Genomic DNA, 16,191 nt, shown 5'->3' on the forward strand with positions numbered 1-16,191 from the left:
GCCCATGTGCGGTGCAAAGGTTTTCTGTTTGATCTTGATGGAACGCTGGTGGACTCCCTGCCTGCGGTAGAACGGGCGTGGAGCAACTGGGCCAGACGTCATGGGTTAGCGCCGGAAGAGGTGCTGGCTTTCATTCACGGTAAACAGGCCATCACCTCTTTGCGCCATTTTATGGTGGGCAAATCCGAGGCAGACATTGCTGCCGAATTTACGCGTCTGGAGCAAATCGAGGCCACGGAAACCGAAGGTATTACCGCACTTCCGGGGGCAGTCGCTTTACTCAATCATCTGAATAAAGTGGGGATTCCATGGGCCATTGTGACGTCTGGCTCCATGCCCGTAGCGCGAGCGCGCCACAAAATAGCCGGACTTCCCGCGCCAGAGGTGTTTGTGACCGCTGAGCGGGTGAAGCGCGGAAAACCAGAGCCTGATGCGTATCTCTTAGGCGCGCAATTGTTGGGGCTTGCGCCGCAAGAGTGTGTGGTGGTGGAAGATGCTCCCGCTGGCGTGCTTTCCGGCCTGGCCGCGGGTTGCCATGTGATTGCAGTTAACGCTCCGACAGATACCCCGCGCCTGAATGAGGTCGATTTGGTCCTCCACAGTCTGGAGCAAATTACTGTGACCAAACAGCCAAATGGCGATGTTATTATTCAGTGAAACACCTGATCATGATTTAGCCCCGTCTCGTCGGGGCTTTTTTATGGCAGAATCAAGTCATCCCCCTCAATTAACAAGGATAAGTTGTGAACGGTGAATTGATTTGGGTTCTTTCATTACTGGCCGTTGCCATCGTCTTGTTTGCGACGGGCAGAGTGCGTATGGATGCGGTCGCTTTGTTTGTTATTGTCGCGTTTGCATTAAGCGGAACGCTGACGGTCCCCGAAGTATTTTCCGGCTTTTCCGATCCTAACGTTGTCCTGATTGCCGCCTTGTTCATTATTGGCGATGGTTTGGTCCGTACCGGTGTTGCCACCGTAATGGGGACATGGCTGGTCAAAGTGGCAGGCAACAGTGAAATCAAAATGTTGGTTTTGTTGATGCTGACCGTCGCGGGGCTTGGCGCGTTTATGAGTTCAACCGGCGTTGTCGCTATCTTTATTCCCGTGGTGTTAAGCGTTGCCATGCGTATGCAAACGTCGCCGTCGCGCCTGATGATGCCGTTAAGTTTTGCCGGGCTGATAAGCGGCATGATGACGCTGGTGGCGACGCCGCCGAACCTGGTAGTCAACAGTGAATTGCTGCGTGAAGGCTATCATGGTTTTAGTTTCTTTAGCGTAACACCTATTGGCCTGGTCGTGCTGGTGCTGGGTATTTTGTATATGTTAGTGATGCGTTTCATGCTGAAAGGGGATACCCAAACTCCGCAACGCGAAGGCTGGACGCGTCGAACTTTTCGCGATCTTATCCGTGAATATCGACTTACCGGGCGTGCGCGTCGCCTGGCTATTCGCCCCGGTTCGCCAATGATTGGTCAACGGCTGGATGATCTCAAATTACGTGAGCGTTATGGTGCTAACGTCATCGGTGTTGAACGCTGGCGGCGTTTTCGTCGCGTTATCGTGAATGTTAACGGGGTTTCTGAATTTCGCGCGCGTGACGTTTTACTTATTGATATGTCTGCGGCTGATGTCGATCTCCGGCAATTCTGTAGTGAGCAATTGCTGGAGCCGATGGTACTGCGCGGCGAGTATTTTTCTGATCAAGCCCTTGATGTGGGCATGGCAGAGATTTCATTAATTCCTGAGTCAGAACTTATTGGCAAATCGGTGCGCGAAATTGGTTTTCGTACCCGTTACGGACTGAATGTGGTGGGGCTAAAGCGCAATGGCGTGGCGCTGGAAGGTTCGCTGGCGGATGAGCCTCTGCTGCTGGGCGATATCATCCTGGTTGTCGGTAACTGGAAACTGATCGGTATGCTGGCAAAACAGGGGCGTGACTTTGTGGCGCTGAACTTACCAGAAGAAGTGAGTGAAGCATCGCCAGCACACAGTCAGGCACCTCATGCCATTTTTTGCCTGGTGTTGATGGTAGCGTTAATGCTTACCGATGAAATCCCTAATCCTGTTGCCGCTATCATCGCCTGCCTGCTGATGGGGAAATTCCGTTGTATCGATGCTGAAAGCGCCTATAAATCCATTCACTGGCCGAGCATTATTTTGATCGTTGGGATGATGCCGTTTGCTGTGGCATTACAGAAAACGGGAGGTGTCGCGCTGGCGGTGAAAGGGCTGATGGACATTGGCGGCGGTTACGGGCCACATATGATGCTGGGTTGTTTGTTTGTCTTGTCGGCGGTTATTGGGCTATTTATCTCTAATACCGCAACGGCGGTGTTGATGGCTCCGATTGCGCTGGCTGCTGCCAAAACGATGGGTGTGTCGCCTTATCCATTTGCGATGGTCGTGGCGATGGCAGCATCCGCCGCCTTTATGACACCGGTTTCTTCACCTGTTAACACACTGGTTTTAGGCCCGGGAAATTACAGCTTCAGTGACTTTGTGAAGTTGGGGGTACCGTTCACCATTATCGTGATGGCGGTTTGTGTGGTGATGATCCCGATGCTGTTTCCGTTTTGACAAGAGCCTGATGTCGCATCCGGCGCTTATTGCCTGATGCGACGCAGACTCCGGCTGCTTACAGCGGTGAATCCTGGCTAATCTCATCGAGCGAAAGATGGAAGCTGGGAACAAAGACTTCCATGAAGTAGTCCATCTCCTGGCTGCGGCGCGCTTCAAGCGTCGCTTCCAGTCGCGTTTTTGCCAGCAAGAATTCATTATTTCCCGCCGCGAGTTCTTCCAGACATTTCAGATATGCACACAGTGCATCTGCCTGTTTCACCAGAGATTTCTCTTCATCGCTGTATGCATGCTCGTCAATTAACGGCGCAAAGATATCCCTCAGCTCTTCCGGAACCATATCGACCAGTTTTTGCTGAGCGATTTTTTCAATAGCCTTGTATTCCTGAGCGATTTGCGAATTGAAGTATTTCACCGGAGTAGGGAGATCGCCGGTGAGAACTTCTGAGACATCGTGGTACATCGCCAGTAAAGCGATACGTTCGGCGTTGACATTACCGCCAAATTTACGATTTTTGATAGCTGCCAGCGCATGGGCGACCATCGCTACCTGCAAACTGTGTTCGGACACATTTTCCGTCCGCACGTTGCGCATTAGTGGCCAGCGGTTAATGAGTTTCAGGCGGGAGAGATGGGCAAAAAAATGGCTCTGTTTCATAGTGACCTTACGTATGATGACATCATCAGGTCATTGTGGCGGGATAACACTGCCGGATGCAATCTCCGGCAGTGAAATTAAGATTACAGCTGATGATAACCAGAAAGGAAACGCGCGAACTTACTCAAAGACAGCTCGATATCATCAACACGTGGTAGCGTGACAATGCGGAAGTGATCCGGCCACGGCCAGTTGAATGCTGTCCCTTGAACCAGCAGGACTTTTTCCTGCAACAGGAAATCCAGCACCATTTTCTGGTCGTCGTGAATGTTAAAGCGTTTAGCGTGGATTTTCGGGAACATATACAGCGCACCGCGCGGTTTCACACAGGAAACGCCCGGAATGTCGTTGATCAATTCCCACGCGCGGTTACGCTGCTCATAAAGACGCCCGCCGGGAGTAATAAATTCACTGATGCTCTGATAACCGCCTAGTGCGGTCTGAATGGCGTGTTGCGCAGGAACGTTAGCACACAGGCGCATTGAAGCCAGCATTTCCAGACCTTCGATGTAACCTTTGGCGTGTTTTTTCGGCCCGTTCAACACCATCCACCCCTGACGGAAGCCTGCAACGCGGTACGTTTTCGACAATCCGTTAAAGGTAATGGTCAGCAGATCAGGTGCCAGCGGCGCAATTGAGTGATGCTCAGCGTCGTCGTAGAGAATTTTGTCATAAATTTCATCGGCGAAGATAATGAGATTATGCTGACGTGCAATCTCCACTATCTCCATTAAAAGCTCTTTGGAATATACCGCGCCGGTTGGGTTATTTGGGTTGATAATAACGATCCCACGCGTACGAGGCGTAATTTTAGCGCGAATATCATCAAGGTCCGGGAACCAGTCAGAGGATTCATCGCAAAGATAATGCACCGCTTTACCGCTGGAGAGCGAAACCGCCGCGGTCCATAGTGGGTAATCAGGTGCAGGAACCAACATTTCGTCCCCGCTGTTCAGCAATGCCTGCATTGCCTGAACGATAAGCTCCGATACACCATTGCCGATGTAAATATCTTCCACGGTAACATCACGCATGCCACGAGCCTGGTAGTGCTGCATGATGGCTTTACGCGCGGAGTAAAGCCCTTTGGAATCGCAATACCCTTGAGCGGTAGGCAGGTTGCGAATCACGTCAACGAGGATTTCATCTGGCGCGTCAAAACCGAACGGGGCAGGATTGCCGATGTTCAGTTTCAGTACCTTGTTACCTTCTTCTTCCAGGCGTTTTGCTTCTTTCAGCACCGGACCACGGATGTCGTAACAGACATTCTCTAATTTGCTGGATTTTTCAATGGGGGACATGAATCTTGACCTTTTTTGCTGTTATCGCCACTCCCTGCCGTGGAAGTCAGCTTAGAACAATGTACTCCCCCAGGACGGCGTTTTGAAGGTCTGCAGAATAAGATTTTGCCAGAGGGGAAGGCTTGATTGTGCTGTTAATAACTTAATAATGGCAAAATAATTAGGTGTATATGCTTAATAATTAATGTTATGTAGTTAATTGTTCTGATTCTTAATTGTGGGTGTGGTTTTTTTATCTGTAAGATAATTGTTTGAAAATGCCTCGTTTAAGAATTCACTAATGAATCGTGATGATGATATTTCCGCATTACGGAGAGTTTAACAGCGTGATGATTTCCGAGGTGTCGTAATGGGTGCAAGGTGTGAAACTATTGTTAAGCGGGATTAATGAATGAGGATGATGCTAATTAATTATTATTTAATATTCAAAAAGGTTTTGTTGTGCTTATTAATAATAGAAGATTACTTTGCCTAACATAACATAACTTTGCATCAGATAATTCGCAATGACCCTTATAAATAAAAGGTTTTTGGGGTAAAATGCTCGCATAAATGACGGATCCCTGCTCTTGATGCCGCCTCACCATTGCTGTTTGTACGTGTTCGCGTATGACCAGCGATGCTGCACGAGAGTGGAACAAGGACTCACATTTACATTTATACAAACACGCGCATGTCATAAATACAAAAGAGTGAGTAACTTAATAGATATGCGATTCCTGAAGATATATTCTGTGATCTACTTCAGGCATTATAACGGAACAATGTGAGTCGCTTTTTTAGTGCAACTCATATGCATTTTTACTTTCGTCCGGGTTCCGGATGAAACTGCCAGGGAGGCACATTACAAATGGAATTGCTTGTTTGTGTGTGCACAGCATTAACCAGCTCAGTACGAGCCGCCAGTAAGTGATAATATATGATAAGTGCAAATCGTCCGATAATTAACCTCGACCTCGATCTGCTGAGAACATTTGTTGCTGTTGCCGATCTGAACACTTTTGCTGCCGCAGCTGCCGCTGTGTGTCGTACTCAGTCCGCCGTAAGTCAGCAAATGCAGCGTCTGGAACAACTCGTTGGGAAAGAACTGTTCGCTCGTCACGGTCGCAACAAACTGTTAACTGAACATGGCATTCAACTTCTTGGTTACGCCAGGAAAATCCTGCGTTTTAATGATGAGGCCTGCTCATCATTAATGTTCAGCAATCTTCAGGGCGTGTTAACTATCGGTGCTTCAGATGAATCTGCCGATACGATCTTACCTTTCCTGTTAAATCGCGTGAGTTCGGTTTATCCGAAACTAGCGCTGGATGTCCGCGTTAAACGTAATGCCTATATGGCAGAAATGCTGGAATCCCAGGAAGTGGATTTGATGGTAACCACCCATCGTCCTTCAACGTTTAAGGCATTGAACCTGCGTACCTCGCCAACACACTGGTACTGCGCAGCGGAATACGTATTGCAAAAAGGCGAGCCGATCCCTCTTGTATTGCTGGATGATCCTAGCCCGTTTCGCGATATGGTGCTGGCGACGCTTAATAAAGCAGATATTCCATGGCGACTGGCTTATGTCGCCTCGACGCTTCCGGCCGTTCGTGCGGCAGTGAAAGCCGGTCTTGGTGTGACAGCAAGGCCGGTCGAGATGATGAGTCCTGATCTGCGTGTGCTGAGTGGGGTAGATGGCTTACCGCCGCTACCCGATACCGAATATTTGTTGTGCTATGACCCGTCCAGTAATAATGAGCTGGCTCAGGTGATTTATCAGGCGATGGAGAGCTACCATAATCCGTGGCAATACAGCCCAATGTCTGCTCCGGAAGGCGATGACTCATTGTTAATTGAAAGGGATATCGAGTAATCGACGGACCATAGATAATTTCTAAGACAATAGTGTAAAAACGAGCCGCTGGGGGTGTTTTAAACCCCAGCGGCTTTTTTTTAGTAAAAAGCCTTCCTCGTATCGTGCAGAACGCACAAAACTGTTCATTTTTCAATCACCAGAGATTCACATCCCGAACGCACAAATAATCGCCTGAAAAAAATCACCTGCTACAATGATGTTAAAAAATACGTAAATTTATTGCTGCGTTTTTGTTATGGAATGACAAAAGCGTGTCACAGATCAAGAAAATACTCTCTTTTGGGGGGAGGAATCGACACAAATTCCTGTCAAAATAGACCCGTATTTTTTCCATTGCTTCACAACGGACACGATTCAACAACATCTAATTATCCTGGAGTCGTCAAGGATCTGGGGTGAAAGGGCATTAAATGCTAATGGTGTTGATATTATGTAAACTAATGTGAAGAAACTTTTGTTAAAGTTGACAAAAGGTTATAGAAAGGAGTAAAAGACCACATCAATTAGCTGTATAAAAGAGTTTCTACAGTGATTGTAAGGTTTTTTTTATTCCTCCCCATGAATCGATGTGGCGTCCATCTGCCGTGAAGAGCAGTGAATCTGGCGCTACTTTTGATGAGTAAGCAATGAGTATGTCAACATCCACTGAAGTCATCGCTCATCACTGGGCATTCGCTATCTTTCTTATCGTTGCCATTGGCCTGTGTTGCCTGATGCTGGTAGGCGGTTGGTTTTTAGGCGGTCGCGCACGCGCGAGGTCGAAAAACGTTCCGTTTGAATCCGGTATCGACTCGGTCGGCTCCGCCCGCTTACGCCTGTCCGCCAAGTTTTATCTGGTGGCCATGTTCTTCGTTATCTTCGACGTTGAAGCGCTGTATCTGTTCGCATGGTCAACTTCTATCCGCGAAAGCGGCTGGGTAGGCTTTGTGGAAGCTGCAATTTTTATTTTTGTGTTACTGGCAGGTCTGGTTTATCTGGTGCGTATTGGCGCGCTGGACTGGACGCCCGCGCGTTCACGCCGCGAGCGTATGAACCCGGAAACGAACAGTATCGCTAATCGTCAACGCTAACCGCGAGGCATTAAGATGGATTATACGCTCACCCGCATAGATCCCAACGGTGAGAACGACCGTTACCCCCTGCAAAAGCAGGAGATCGTAACCGACCCTCTGGAGCAAGAAGTTAACAAAAACGTGTTTATGGGCAAGCTCAATGACATGGTTAACTGGGGTCGTAAAAACTCAATTTGGCCGTATAACTTCGGTCTTTCCTGCTGTTACGTTGAGATGGTGACTTCGTTTACCGCGGTGCATGACGTGGCACGTTTTGGCGCAGAAGTATTGCGTGCTTCGCCGCGTCAGGCTGACCTGATGGTGGTTGCAGGAACCTGCTTTACCAAAATGGCACCGGTTATTCAGCGTCTGTATGACCAGATGCTGGAACCAAAATGGGTTATCTCAATGGGGGCCTGTGCCAACTCTGGCGGTATGTACGATATTTATTCCGTTGTGCAGGGCGTCGATAAATTCATCCCGGTTGATGTGTATATCCCGGGCTGCCCGCCACGTCCTGAAGCGTACATGCAGGCATTGATGCTGTTGCAGGAATCTATCGGCAAAGAACGTCGTCCGCTCTCATGGGTGGTTGGCGATCAGGGCGTTTATCGCGCCAACATGCAATCAGAGCGCGAACGCAAGCGCGGTGAACGCATTGCCGTTACCAACCTGCGTACACCTGACGAGATTTAATTTGCGCCTGTCGGCAAAGGGATTTTTCTTCGCTTATTCCTAAATCTATTTCGCGAAGCTTACTGCGCCGACAGTCACCACGGACCATTTGCAATGGTGAACAATATGACCGACTTAACCGCGCAAGAACCCGCCTGGCAGACCCGCGATCATCTTGATGATCCGGTGATTGGCGAACTGCGCAACCGTTTTGGGCCGGATGCCTTTACTGTTCAGGCGACTCGCACCGGGGTTCCCGTTGTGTGGATCAAGCGTGAACAATTACTGGAAGTGGGTGATTTCTTAAAGAAACTGCCGAAACCTTACGTCATGCTGTTTGACTTACACGGCATGGACGAACGTCTGCGCACACACCGCGAAGGGTTACCTGCCGCGGATTTTTCCGTTTTCTACCATCTGATTTCTATTGATCGTAACCGCGACATCATGCTGAAGGTGGCGCTGGCAGAAAACGACCTGCACGTACCGACCTTCACCAAGCTGTTCCCGAACGCTAACTGGTATGAGCGTGAAACCTGGGATCTGTTTGGCATTACTTTCGACGGTCACCCCAATTTGCGCCGCATCATGATGCCGCAAACCTGGAAAGGTCACCCGCTGCGTAAAGATTACCCGGCGCGCGCTACCGAATTCTCGCCGTTTGAGCTGACCAAAGCCAAACAGGATCTGGAGATGGAAGCCCTGACCTTCAAACCGGAAGAGTGGGGGATGAAGCGTGGCACCGAAAATGAAGACTTCATGTTCCTCAACCTCGGTCCGAACCACCCGTCGGCGCACGGTGCTTTCCGTATCGTTTTGCAACTCGATGGCGAAGAGATTGTCGACTGCGTACCAGACATCGGTTACCACCATCGTGGTGCGGAGAAAATGGGCGAGCGCCAGTCATGGCACAGCTACATTCCGTATACCGACCGTATCGAATATCTCGGTGGCTGTGTTAACGAGATGCCGTATGTACTCGCGGTAGAGAAACTGGCCGGGATCACCGTACCAGATCGCGTTAACGTGATCCGCGTAATGCTCTCCGAACTGTTCCGCATTAACAGCCATCTGCTGTACATCTCGACCTTTATTCAGGACGTCGGTGCGATGACGCCAGTGTTCTTCGCTTTTACCGATCGTCAGAAAATCTACGATCTGGTGGAAGCGATCACTGGTTTTCGTATGCACCCGGCGTGGTTCCGTATTGGCGGCGTAGCGCACGACCTGCCGCGTGGCTGGGATCGCCTGCTGCGTGAGTTCCTCGACTGGATGCCGAAACGTCTGGCGTCTTATGAGAAAGCGGCGCTGCAAAACACCATTTTGAAAGGCCGTTCCCAGGGCGTAGCCGCCTACGGCGCGAAAGAGGCGCTGGAGTGGGGCACCACCGGTGCTGGTTTGCGCGCTACCGGGATTGACTTCGATGTGCGTAAGGCGCGCCCTTATTCTGGCTACGAAAACTTCGACTTTGAAATCCCGGTTGGTGGTGGTGTTTCTGACTGCTACACCCGCGTAATGCTGAAAGTGGAAGAATTGCGTCAGAGTCTGCGCATTCTTGAGCAGTGCCTCAACAACATGCCGGAAGGCCCGTTCAAAGCGGATCACCCGCTGACCACGCCGCCGCCGAAAGAGCGCACGCTGCAACATATCGAAACCCTGATCACCCACTTCCTGCAAGTGTCGTGGGGGCCGGTGATGCCTGCCAATGAATCTTTCCAGATGATTGAGGCGACCAAAGGGATCAACAGTTACTACCTGACCAGCGACGGCAGCACCATGAGTTATCGCACCCGTATCCGTACGCCGAGTTATGCGCATTTGCAGCAAATTCCGGCGGCGATCCGCGGCAGCCTGGTGTCTGACCTGATTGTTTATCTGGGCAGTATCGATTTTGTTATGTCAGATGTGGACCGCTAATTATGCACGAGAATCAACAACCACAAACCGAGGCTTTTGAGCTGAGTGCGGCTGAGCGTGAAGCGATTGAGCACGAGATGCACCACTACGAAGACCCGCGTGCGGCGTCCATTGAAGCGCTGAAAATCGTTCAGAAACAGCGTGGATGGGTGCCAGACGGCGCGATCCACGCGATCGCTGACGTTCTGGGTATTCCCGCAAGTGATGTCGAAGGCGTGGCTACTTTCTACAGCCAGATCTTCCGCCAGCCGGTTGGTCGCCATGTGATCCGTTATTGCGACAGCGTGGTCTGTCACATTAACGGTTACCAGGGCATTCAGGCGGCGCTGGAGAAAAAACTGAACATCAAACCAGGGCAAACGACGTTTGACGGTCGCTTTACGCTGCTGCCAACTTGCTGCCTGGGGAACTGCGACAAAGGGCCAAACATGATGATCGATGAGGACACTCACGCGCATCTGACCCCGGAAGCGATTCCTGAACTGCTGGAGCGGTATAAATGAAAAACATTATCCGTACTCCCGAAACGCATCCGCTGACCTGGCGTCTGCGTGATGACAAACAGCCAGTGTGGCTGGACGAATATCGCAGCAAAAACGGTTATGAAGGCGCGCGTAAGGCGCTGACCGGGCTGTCTCCGGACGAAATCGTTAATCAGGTAAAAGACTCTGGTCTGAAAGGGCGCGGCGGTGCGGGCTTTTCGACTGGTCTGAAGTGGAGCCTGATGCCGAAAGACGAATCCATGAATATCCGTTACCTGCTGTGTAACGCTGATGAAATGGAGCCGGGCACCTATAAAGACCGCCTGCTGATGGAGCAACTGCCGCACCTGCTGGTGGAAGGTATGCTTATCTCCGCGTTTGCGCTGAAAGCTTACCGTGGCTACATCTTCCTGCGTGGCGAATATATTGAAGCGGCAGTGAATCTGCGCCGCGCCATTGCCGAAGCGACCGAAGCGGGTCTGCTTGGCAAAAACATTATGGGAACAGGTTTCGATTTCGAACTGTTCGTCCATACCGGGGCAGGGCGCTACATCTGCGGGGAAGAAACAGCGTTAATCAACTCCCTGGAAGGGCGTCGCGCTAACCCACGCTCGAAGCCCCCCTTCCCGGCAACCTCTGGCGTTTGGGGCAAACCGACCTGTGTCAACAACGTCGAAACCCTGTGTAACGTTCCGGCGATCCTCGCTAACGGCGTGGAGTGGTATCAGAACATCTCGAAAAGCAAAGATGCTGGCACCAAGCTGATGGGCTTCTCCGGTCGGGTGAAAAATCCGGGTCTGTGGGAGCTGCCGTTTGGTACTACCGCGCGCGAGATCCTCGAAGATTACGCTGGTGGTATGCGTGACGGCCTGAAATTCAAAGCCTGGCAGCCAGGCGGTGCGGGTACTGACTTCCTGACCGAAGCGCACCTTGACCTGCCGATGGAATTCGAAAGTATCGGTAAAGCGGGCAGCCGTTTGGGTACGGCGCTGGCGATGGCGGTTGATCACGAGATCAACATGGTGTCGCTGGTACGAAACCTGGAAGAGTTTTTCGCCCGTGAGTCCTGCGGCTGGTGTACGCCGTGCCGCGACGGTTTGCCGTGGAGCGTGAAAATTCTGCGCGCGCTGGAGCGTGGCGAAGGTCAGCCGGGCGATATCGAAACACTTGAGCAACTGTGTCGATTCTTGGGTCCGGGTAAAACTTTCTGTGCCCACGCACCTGGTGCAGTGGAGCCGTTACAGAGCGCCATCAAATATTTCCGCGAAGAATTTGAGGCGGGAATCAAACAGCCGTTCAGCAATACCCATTTGATTAATGGGATTCAGCCGAACCTGCTGAAAGAGCGCTGGTAACCGAATTTCGATTAACGCTCAGTCTCTGACTGAGAAAACTGGAAGCATGCTAATGGCTACAATTCATGTAGACGGCAAAGAATACGAGGTTAACGGAGCGGACAACCTGCTGGAAGCTTGTCTGTCTCTGGGCCTTGATATTCCTTACTTTTGCTGGCATCCGGCGCTGGGAAGCGTCGGTGCTTGCCGCCAGTGTGCGGTGAAGCAATACCAAAACGCGGAAGACACGCGTGGTCGCCTGGTGATGTCCTGTATGACACCGGCTTCCGATGGCACCTTTATTTCCATTGACGACGAAGAAGCGAAACAGTTCCGTGAAAGTGTGGTCGAGTGGTTAATGACCAACCACCCGCACGACTGTCCGGTATGTGAAGAAGGCGGTAACTGCCATCTTCAGGATATGACCGTGATGACCGGACACAGCTTCCGTCGCTACCGTTTCACCAAACGTACCCACCGTAATCAGGATTTGGGGCCGTTCATCTCTCACGAAATGAACCGCTGCATCGCCTGCTACCGTTGCGTGCGTTACTACAAAGATTACGCTGACGGTACAGATCTGGGCGTTTATGGCGCGCACGACAACGTCTACTTCGGTCGCCCGGAAGACGGCACGCTGGAAAGCGAATTTTCCGGTAACCTGGTCGAAATTTGCCCGACCGGCGTATTTACCGACAAAACGCACTCCGAGCGTTACAACCGTAAATGGGATATGCAGTTTGCGCCGAGCATCTGCCAGCAATGTTCCATCGGCTGTAACATCAGCCCCGGCGAGCGTTACGGCGAACTACGTCGTATCGAAAACCGTTACAACGGTACGGTAAACCACTACTTCCTCTGCGACCGTGGTCGTTTCGGTTACGGCTACGTCAATCTGAAAGATCGTCCGCGTCAGCCAGTACAGCGTCGTGGCGATGATTTCATTACCCTCAACGCCGAACAGGCAATGCAGGGCGCGGCAGATATTCTGCGTCAGTCGAAGAAAGTGATCGGTATTGGTTCTCCGCGCGCCAGCGTGGAAAGTAACTTTGCGCTGCGTGAGCTGGTGGGCGAAGAAAACTTCTACACCGGTATCGCTCACGGTGAGCAGGAACGTCTGCAACTGGCGCTGAAAGTACTGCGTGAAGGCGGCATTTATACTCCGGCTCTGCGCGAAATCGAATCTTACGATGCGGTACTGGTGCTGGGCGAAGACGTTACCCAGACCGGCGCGCGCGTCGCGCTGGCAGTGCGTCAGGCGGTGAAAGGTAAAGCGCGCGAAATGGCAGCAGCACAGAAAGTGGCTGACTGGCAGATTGCGGCAATCCTCAACATCGGTCAACGTGCGAAGCATCCGCTGTTTGTGACTAACGTTGATGACACCCGTCTGGATGATATCGCGGCGTGGACTTACCGCGCACCGGTTGAAGATCAGGCGCGTTTAGGTTTTGCCATCGCCCATGCGCTGGATAACTCTGCACCAGCGGTTGACGGTATCGAACCTGAGCTGCAAAGCAAAATCGACGTCATCGTGCAGGCACTGGCTGGTGCGAAGAAACCGTTAATTATCTCCGGGACGAACGCTGGTAGCGCTGAAGTGATTCAGGCTGCGGCTAACGTCGCGAAAGCCCTGAAAGGTCGCGGCGCTGACGTCGGTATCACCATGATTGCCCGCTCTGTCAACAGCATGGGGTTGGGCATTATGGGCGGCGGTTCGCTTGAAGAAGCGTTGACCGAACTGGAAACAGGACGCGCCGACGCGGTGGTGGTGCTGGAGAACGATCTGCATCGTCACGCTTCCGCTACCCGCGTGAATGCTGCGCTGGCGAAAGCGCCGCTGGTGATGGTGGTTGACCATCAACGTACGGCGATCATGGAAAACGCCCATCTGGTGCTTTCCGCCGCCAGCTTTGCTGAAAGCGACGGTACGGTGATCAACAACGAAGGCCGCGCCCAACGTTTCTTCCAGGTTTACGATCCGGCTTATTACGACAGCAAAACTGTGATGCTGGAAAGCTGGCGCTGGCTGCACTCGCTGCACAGCACCCTGCTGAGCCGTGAAGTGGACTGGACGCAGCTCGACCATGTGATTGACGCTGTTGTGGCGAAAATCCCGGAACTGGCAGGTATCAAAGATGCTGCGCCGGATGCGACATTCCGTATTCGTGGGCAGAAACTGGCCCGTGAGCCGCACCGTTACAGCGGTCGTACCGCCATGCGCGCCAACATCAGCGTTCATGAGCCGCGTCAGCCGCAGGATATTGACACCATGTTCACCTTCTCGATGGAAGGTAACAACCAGCCGACCGCGCACCGTTCGCAAGTGCCGTTTGCCTGGGCGCCGGGCTGGAACTCCCCGCAGGCGTGGAACAAATTCCAGGACGAAGTGGGCGGCAAACTGCGCTTTGGCGATCCGGGCGTGCGTCTGTTTGAAACCAGCGAAAACGGTCTGGATTACTTCACCAGCGTACCGGCACGCTTCCAACCGCAGGACGGGAAATGGCGTATCGCGCCGTACTACCACTTGTTTGGCAGCGATGAATTGTCACAGCGTGCTCCGGTCTTCCAGAGCCGTATGCCGCAGCCGTACATCAAACTCAACCCCGCGGATGCCGCGAAGTTGGGGGTGAACGCGGGTACACGCGTCTCCTTTAGTTACGATGGCAACACGGTCACGCTGCCGGTTGAAATCGCCGAAGGACTGACGGCAGGGCAGGTGGGCTTGCCGATGGGCATGTCCGGCATTGCTCCGGTGCTGGCTGGCGCGCATCTTGAGGATCTCAAGGAGGCACAACAATGAGTTGGATATCACCGGAACTGATTGAGATCCTGCTGACCATCCTCAAAGCGGTGGTGATCCTGCTGGTGGTTGTCACCTGCGGGGCATTCATGAGCTTTGGCGAACGTCGCCTGCTGGGTCTGTTCCAGAACCGTTACGGACCTAACCGTGTTGGCTGGGGCGGTTCGCTCCAGCTGGTCGCGGACATGATCAAAATGTTCTTTAAAGAAGACTGGATCCCGAAATTCTCGGATCGCGTCATCTTTACCCTGGCACCGATGATTGCCTTTACCTCGCTGCTGCTGGCCTTTGCGATTGTGCCAGTCAGTCCGGGTTGGGTGGTTGCCGACCTGAACATCGGGATTTTGTTCTTCCTGATGATGGCAGGTCTGGCGGTTTACGCGGTGCTGTTTGCGGGCTGGTCAAGTAACAACAAATACTCGCTGCTGGGTGCGATGCGTGCTTCTGCGCAGACCCTGAGCTACGAAGTGTTCCTCGGGCTTTCCCTGATGGGCGTGGTGGCGCAGGCCGGTTCATTCAACATGACCGACATCGTTAACAGCCAGGCGCACGTGTGGAACGTCATCCCGCAATTCTTTGGTTTTATTACCTTTGCCATCGCGGGCGTGGCGGTGTGTCACCGTCACCCGTTTGACCAGCCGGAAGCCGAGCAGGAACTGGCGGATGGTTACCACATTGAATATTCCGGCATGAAGTTCGGTCTGTTCTTCGTGGGCGAATACATCGGGATTGTGACCATCTCCGCATTGATGGTGACGCTGTTCTTCGGTGGCTGGCAAGGCCCGTTGTTACCGCCATTCATCTGGTTCGCGCTGAAAACCGCGTTCTTTATGATGATGTTCATTTTGATTCGTGCGTCGTTACCGCGTCCGCGTTATGACCAGGTAATGTCCTTCGGCTGGAAAATCTGCCTGCCGCTGACGCTGATCAACTTGCTGGTAACGGCGGCTGTCATTCTCTGGCAGGCGCAATAAGGGGCACTAAGACCATGACCTTAAAAGAATTGTTAGTAGGTTTCGGCACCCAGGTTCGTAGTATCTGGATGATCGGCCTGCACGCGTTCGCCAAACGCGAAACGCGAATGTACCCGGAAGAGCCGGTCTATCTGCCGCCCCGTTATCGTGGTCGCATCGTTCTGACCCGCGACCCGGACGGCGAAGAGCGTTGCGTAGCCTGTAACCTCTGCGCGGTAGCCTGCCCGGTCGGCTGTATCTCGCTGCAAAAAGCAGAAACCAAAGACGGTCGCTGGTATCCGGAATTTTTCCGCATCAACTTCTCACGCTGCATTTTCTGTGGTTTGTGCGAAGAAGCCTGTCCGACCACGGCGATTCAGTTAACCCCGGATTTCGAAATGGGGGAATACAAGCGCCAGGATCTGGTTTATGAGAAAGAGGATCTGCTGATCTCCGGTCCGGGCAAATACCCGGAATATAACTTCTACCGGATGGCAGGTATGGCAATCGACGGCAAAGATAAGGGCGAAGCAGAGAACGAAGCCAAGCCTATCGACGTCAAGAGCCTGTTACCGTAAGGAG

13 protein-coding genes are annotated in these 16,191 nt (G+C 52.2%); 11 read left to right on the top strand and 2 right to left on the bottom strand.

Features of this window, described 5'->3' with window-relative positions; translation table 11 throughout:
* The first annotated feature begins 6 nt into the window (after positions 1-6).
* Together hxpA and AACU19_RS01465 are read left to right on the top strand one after the other, a co-directional pair.
* Entirely contained in the window at positions 7-657 is a 651-nt protein-coding gene (gene hxpA / locus AACU19_RS01460) for a hexitol phosphatase HxpA (protein WP_001203412.1), read from the top strand.
* A gap of 86 nt (positions 658-743) precedes the next feature.
* The gene (locus tag AACU19_RS01465) at positions 744-2,576 is read left to right on the top strand and encodes an SLC13 family permease (protein WP_001012899.1); all 1,833 of its coding nucleotides are present in this window, start codon (positions 744-746) and stop codon (positions 2,574-2,576) included.
* A gap of 58 nt (positions 2,577-2,634) precedes the next feature.
* On the opposite strand, the gene yfbR is transcribed toward AACU19_RS01465, so the two are convergent.
* Both yfbR and alaA read right to left on the bottom strand, forming a co-directional pair.
* A complete protein-coding gene (yfbR, locus tag AACU19_RS01470; protein WP_000813868.1) occupies positions 2,635-3,234 on the bottom strand; it encodes a 5'-deoxynucleotidase in 600 nt (199 codons plus the stop codon).
* Positions 3,235-3,317: 83 nt separating this feature from the next.
* A complete protein-coding gene (gene alaA / locus AACU19_RS01475; RefSeq protein ID WP_105277984.1) occupies positions 3,318-4,535 on the bottom strand; it encodes an alanine transaminase AlaA in 1,218 nt (405 codons plus the stop codon).
* Between the two features lie 919 nt (positions 4,536-5,454).
* On the opposite strand from alaA, the gene lrhA reads away from it, so the two are divergent.
* From lrhA to nuoI, 9 genes are all read left to right on the top strand, one after another.
* Entirely contained in the window at positions 5,455-6,393 is a 939-nt protein-coding gene (lrhA, locus tag AACU19_RS01480; RefSeq protein WP_000622290.1) for a transcriptional regulator LrhA, read from the top strand.
* A gap of 629 nt (positions 6,394-7,022) precedes the next feature.
* Complete coding sequence (nuoA, locus tag AACU19_RS01485) at positions 7,023-7,466, top strand: NADH-quinone oxidoreductase subunit NuoA (RefSeq protein WP_000062997.1); 444 nt, start codon at positions 7,023-7,025, stop codon at positions 7,464-7,466.
* 15 nt (positions 7,467-7,481) lie between these two features.
* Positions 7,482-8,144 carry an NADH-quinone oxidoreductase subunit NuoB gene (gene nuoB / locus AACU19_RS01490; protein ID WP_000386733.1) on the top strand — a complete coding sequence of 221 codons (663 nt, stop codon included), beginning with the start codon at positions 7,482-7,484 and terminating at the stop codon, positions 8,142-8,144.
* Positions 8,145-8,237: 93 nt separating this feature from the next.
* The gene (nuoC, locus tag AACU19_RS01495) at positions 8,238-10,040 is read left to right on the top strand and encodes an NADH-quinone oxidoreductase subunit C/D (RefSeq protein ID WP_000247878.1); all 1,803 of its coding nucleotides are present in this window, start codon (positions 8,238-8,240) and stop codon (positions 10,038-10,040) included.
* Between the two features lie 2 nt (positions 10,041-10,042).
* A complete protein-coding gene (nuoE, locus tag AACU19_RS01500; protein ID WP_000545042.1) occupies positions 10,043-10,543 on the top strand; it encodes an NADH-quinone oxidoreductase subunit NuoE in 501 nt (166 codons plus the stop codon).
* A complete protein-coding gene (gene nuoF, locus AACU19_RS01505; RefSeq protein WP_001533500.1) occupies positions 10,540-11,877 on the top strand; it encodes an NADH-quinone oxidoreductase subunit NuoF in 1,338 nt (445 codons plus the stop codon). Before nuoE ends, nuoF begins: the two co-directional genes overlap by 4 nt.
* A 52-nt stretch (positions 11,878-11,929) precedes the next feature.
* Complete coding sequence (gene nuoG / locus AACU19_RS01510) at positions 11,930-14,656, top strand: NADH-quinone oxidoreductase subunit NuoG (protein WP_001296257.1); 2,727 nt, start codon at positions 11,930-11,932, stop codon at positions 14,654-14,656.
* Entirely contained in the window at positions 14,653-15,630 is a 978-nt protein-coding gene (gene nuoH / locus AACU19_RS01515; protein WP_000118507.1) for an NADH-quinone oxidoreductase subunit NuoH, read from the top strand. Before nuoG ends, nuoH begins: the two co-directional genes overlap by 4 nt.
* A 14-nt stretch (positions 15,631-15,644) precedes the next feature.
* Positions 15,645-16,187: an NADH-quinone oxidoreductase subunit NuoI gene (nuoI, locus tag AACU19_RS01520; protein WP_000172749.1), complete on the top strand. Its 543-nt coding sequence runs from the start codon at positions 15,645-15,647 to the stop codon at positions 16,185-16,187.
* Positions 16,188-16,191: the final 4 nt, after the last annotated feature.

The sequence above is a fragment of the Escherichia sp. MOD1-EC4550 genome (assembly GCF_963876935.1).
Taxonomy (GTDB): domain Bacteria; phylum Pseudomonadota; class Gammaproteobacteria; order Enterobacterales; family Enterobacteriaceae; genus Escherichia; species Escherichia coli_F.

What these genes read in the sequence shown, in the direction of transcription:
- nuoA (WP_000062997.1), top strand. Translation starts at nt 7,023, where the DNA reads ATGAGTATGTCAACATCCACTGAAGTCATCGCTCATCACTGGGCATTC.
- lrhA (WP_000622290.1), top strand. Translation starts at nt 5,455, where the DNA reads ATGATAAGTGCAAATCGTCCGATAATTAACCTCGACCTCGATCTGCTG.
- nuoF (WP_001533500.1), top strand. Translation starts at nt 10,540, where the DNA reads ATGAAAAACATTATCCGTACTCCCGAAACGCATCCGCTGACCTGGCGT.
- nuoI (WP_000172749.1), top strand. Translation starts at nt 15,645, where the DNA reads ATGACCTTAAAAGAATTGTTAGTAGGTTTCGGCACCCAGGTTCGTAGT.
- nuoC (WP_000247878.1), top strand. Translation starts at nt 8,238, where the DNA reads ATGGTGAACAATATGACCGACTTAACCGCGCAAGAACCCGCCTGGCAG.
- nuoG (WP_001296257.1), top strand. Translation starts at nt 11,930, where the DNA reads ATGGCTACAATTCATGTAGACGGCAAAGAATACGAGGTTAACGGAGCG.
- nuoE (WP_000545042.1), top strand. Translation starts at nt 10,043, where the DNA reads ATGCACGAGAATCAACAACCACAAACCGAGGCTTTTGAGCTGAGTGCG.
- alaA (WP_105277984.1), bottom strand. Translation starts at nt 4,535, where the DNA reads ATGTCCCCCATTGAAAAATCCAGCAAATTAGAGAATGTCTGTTACGAC.
- yfbR (WP_000813868.1), bottom strand. Translation starts at nt 3,234, where the DNA reads ATGAAACAGAGCCATTTTTTTGCCCATCTCTCCCGCCTGAAACTCATT.
- nuoH (WP_000118507.1), top strand. Translation starts at nt 14,653, where the DNA reads ATGAGTTGGATATCACCGGAACTGATTGAGATCCTGCTGACCATCCTC.
- nuoB (WP_000386733.1), top strand. Translation starts at nt 7,482, where the DNA reads ATGGATTATACGCTCACCCGCATAGATCCCAACGGTGAGAACGACCGT.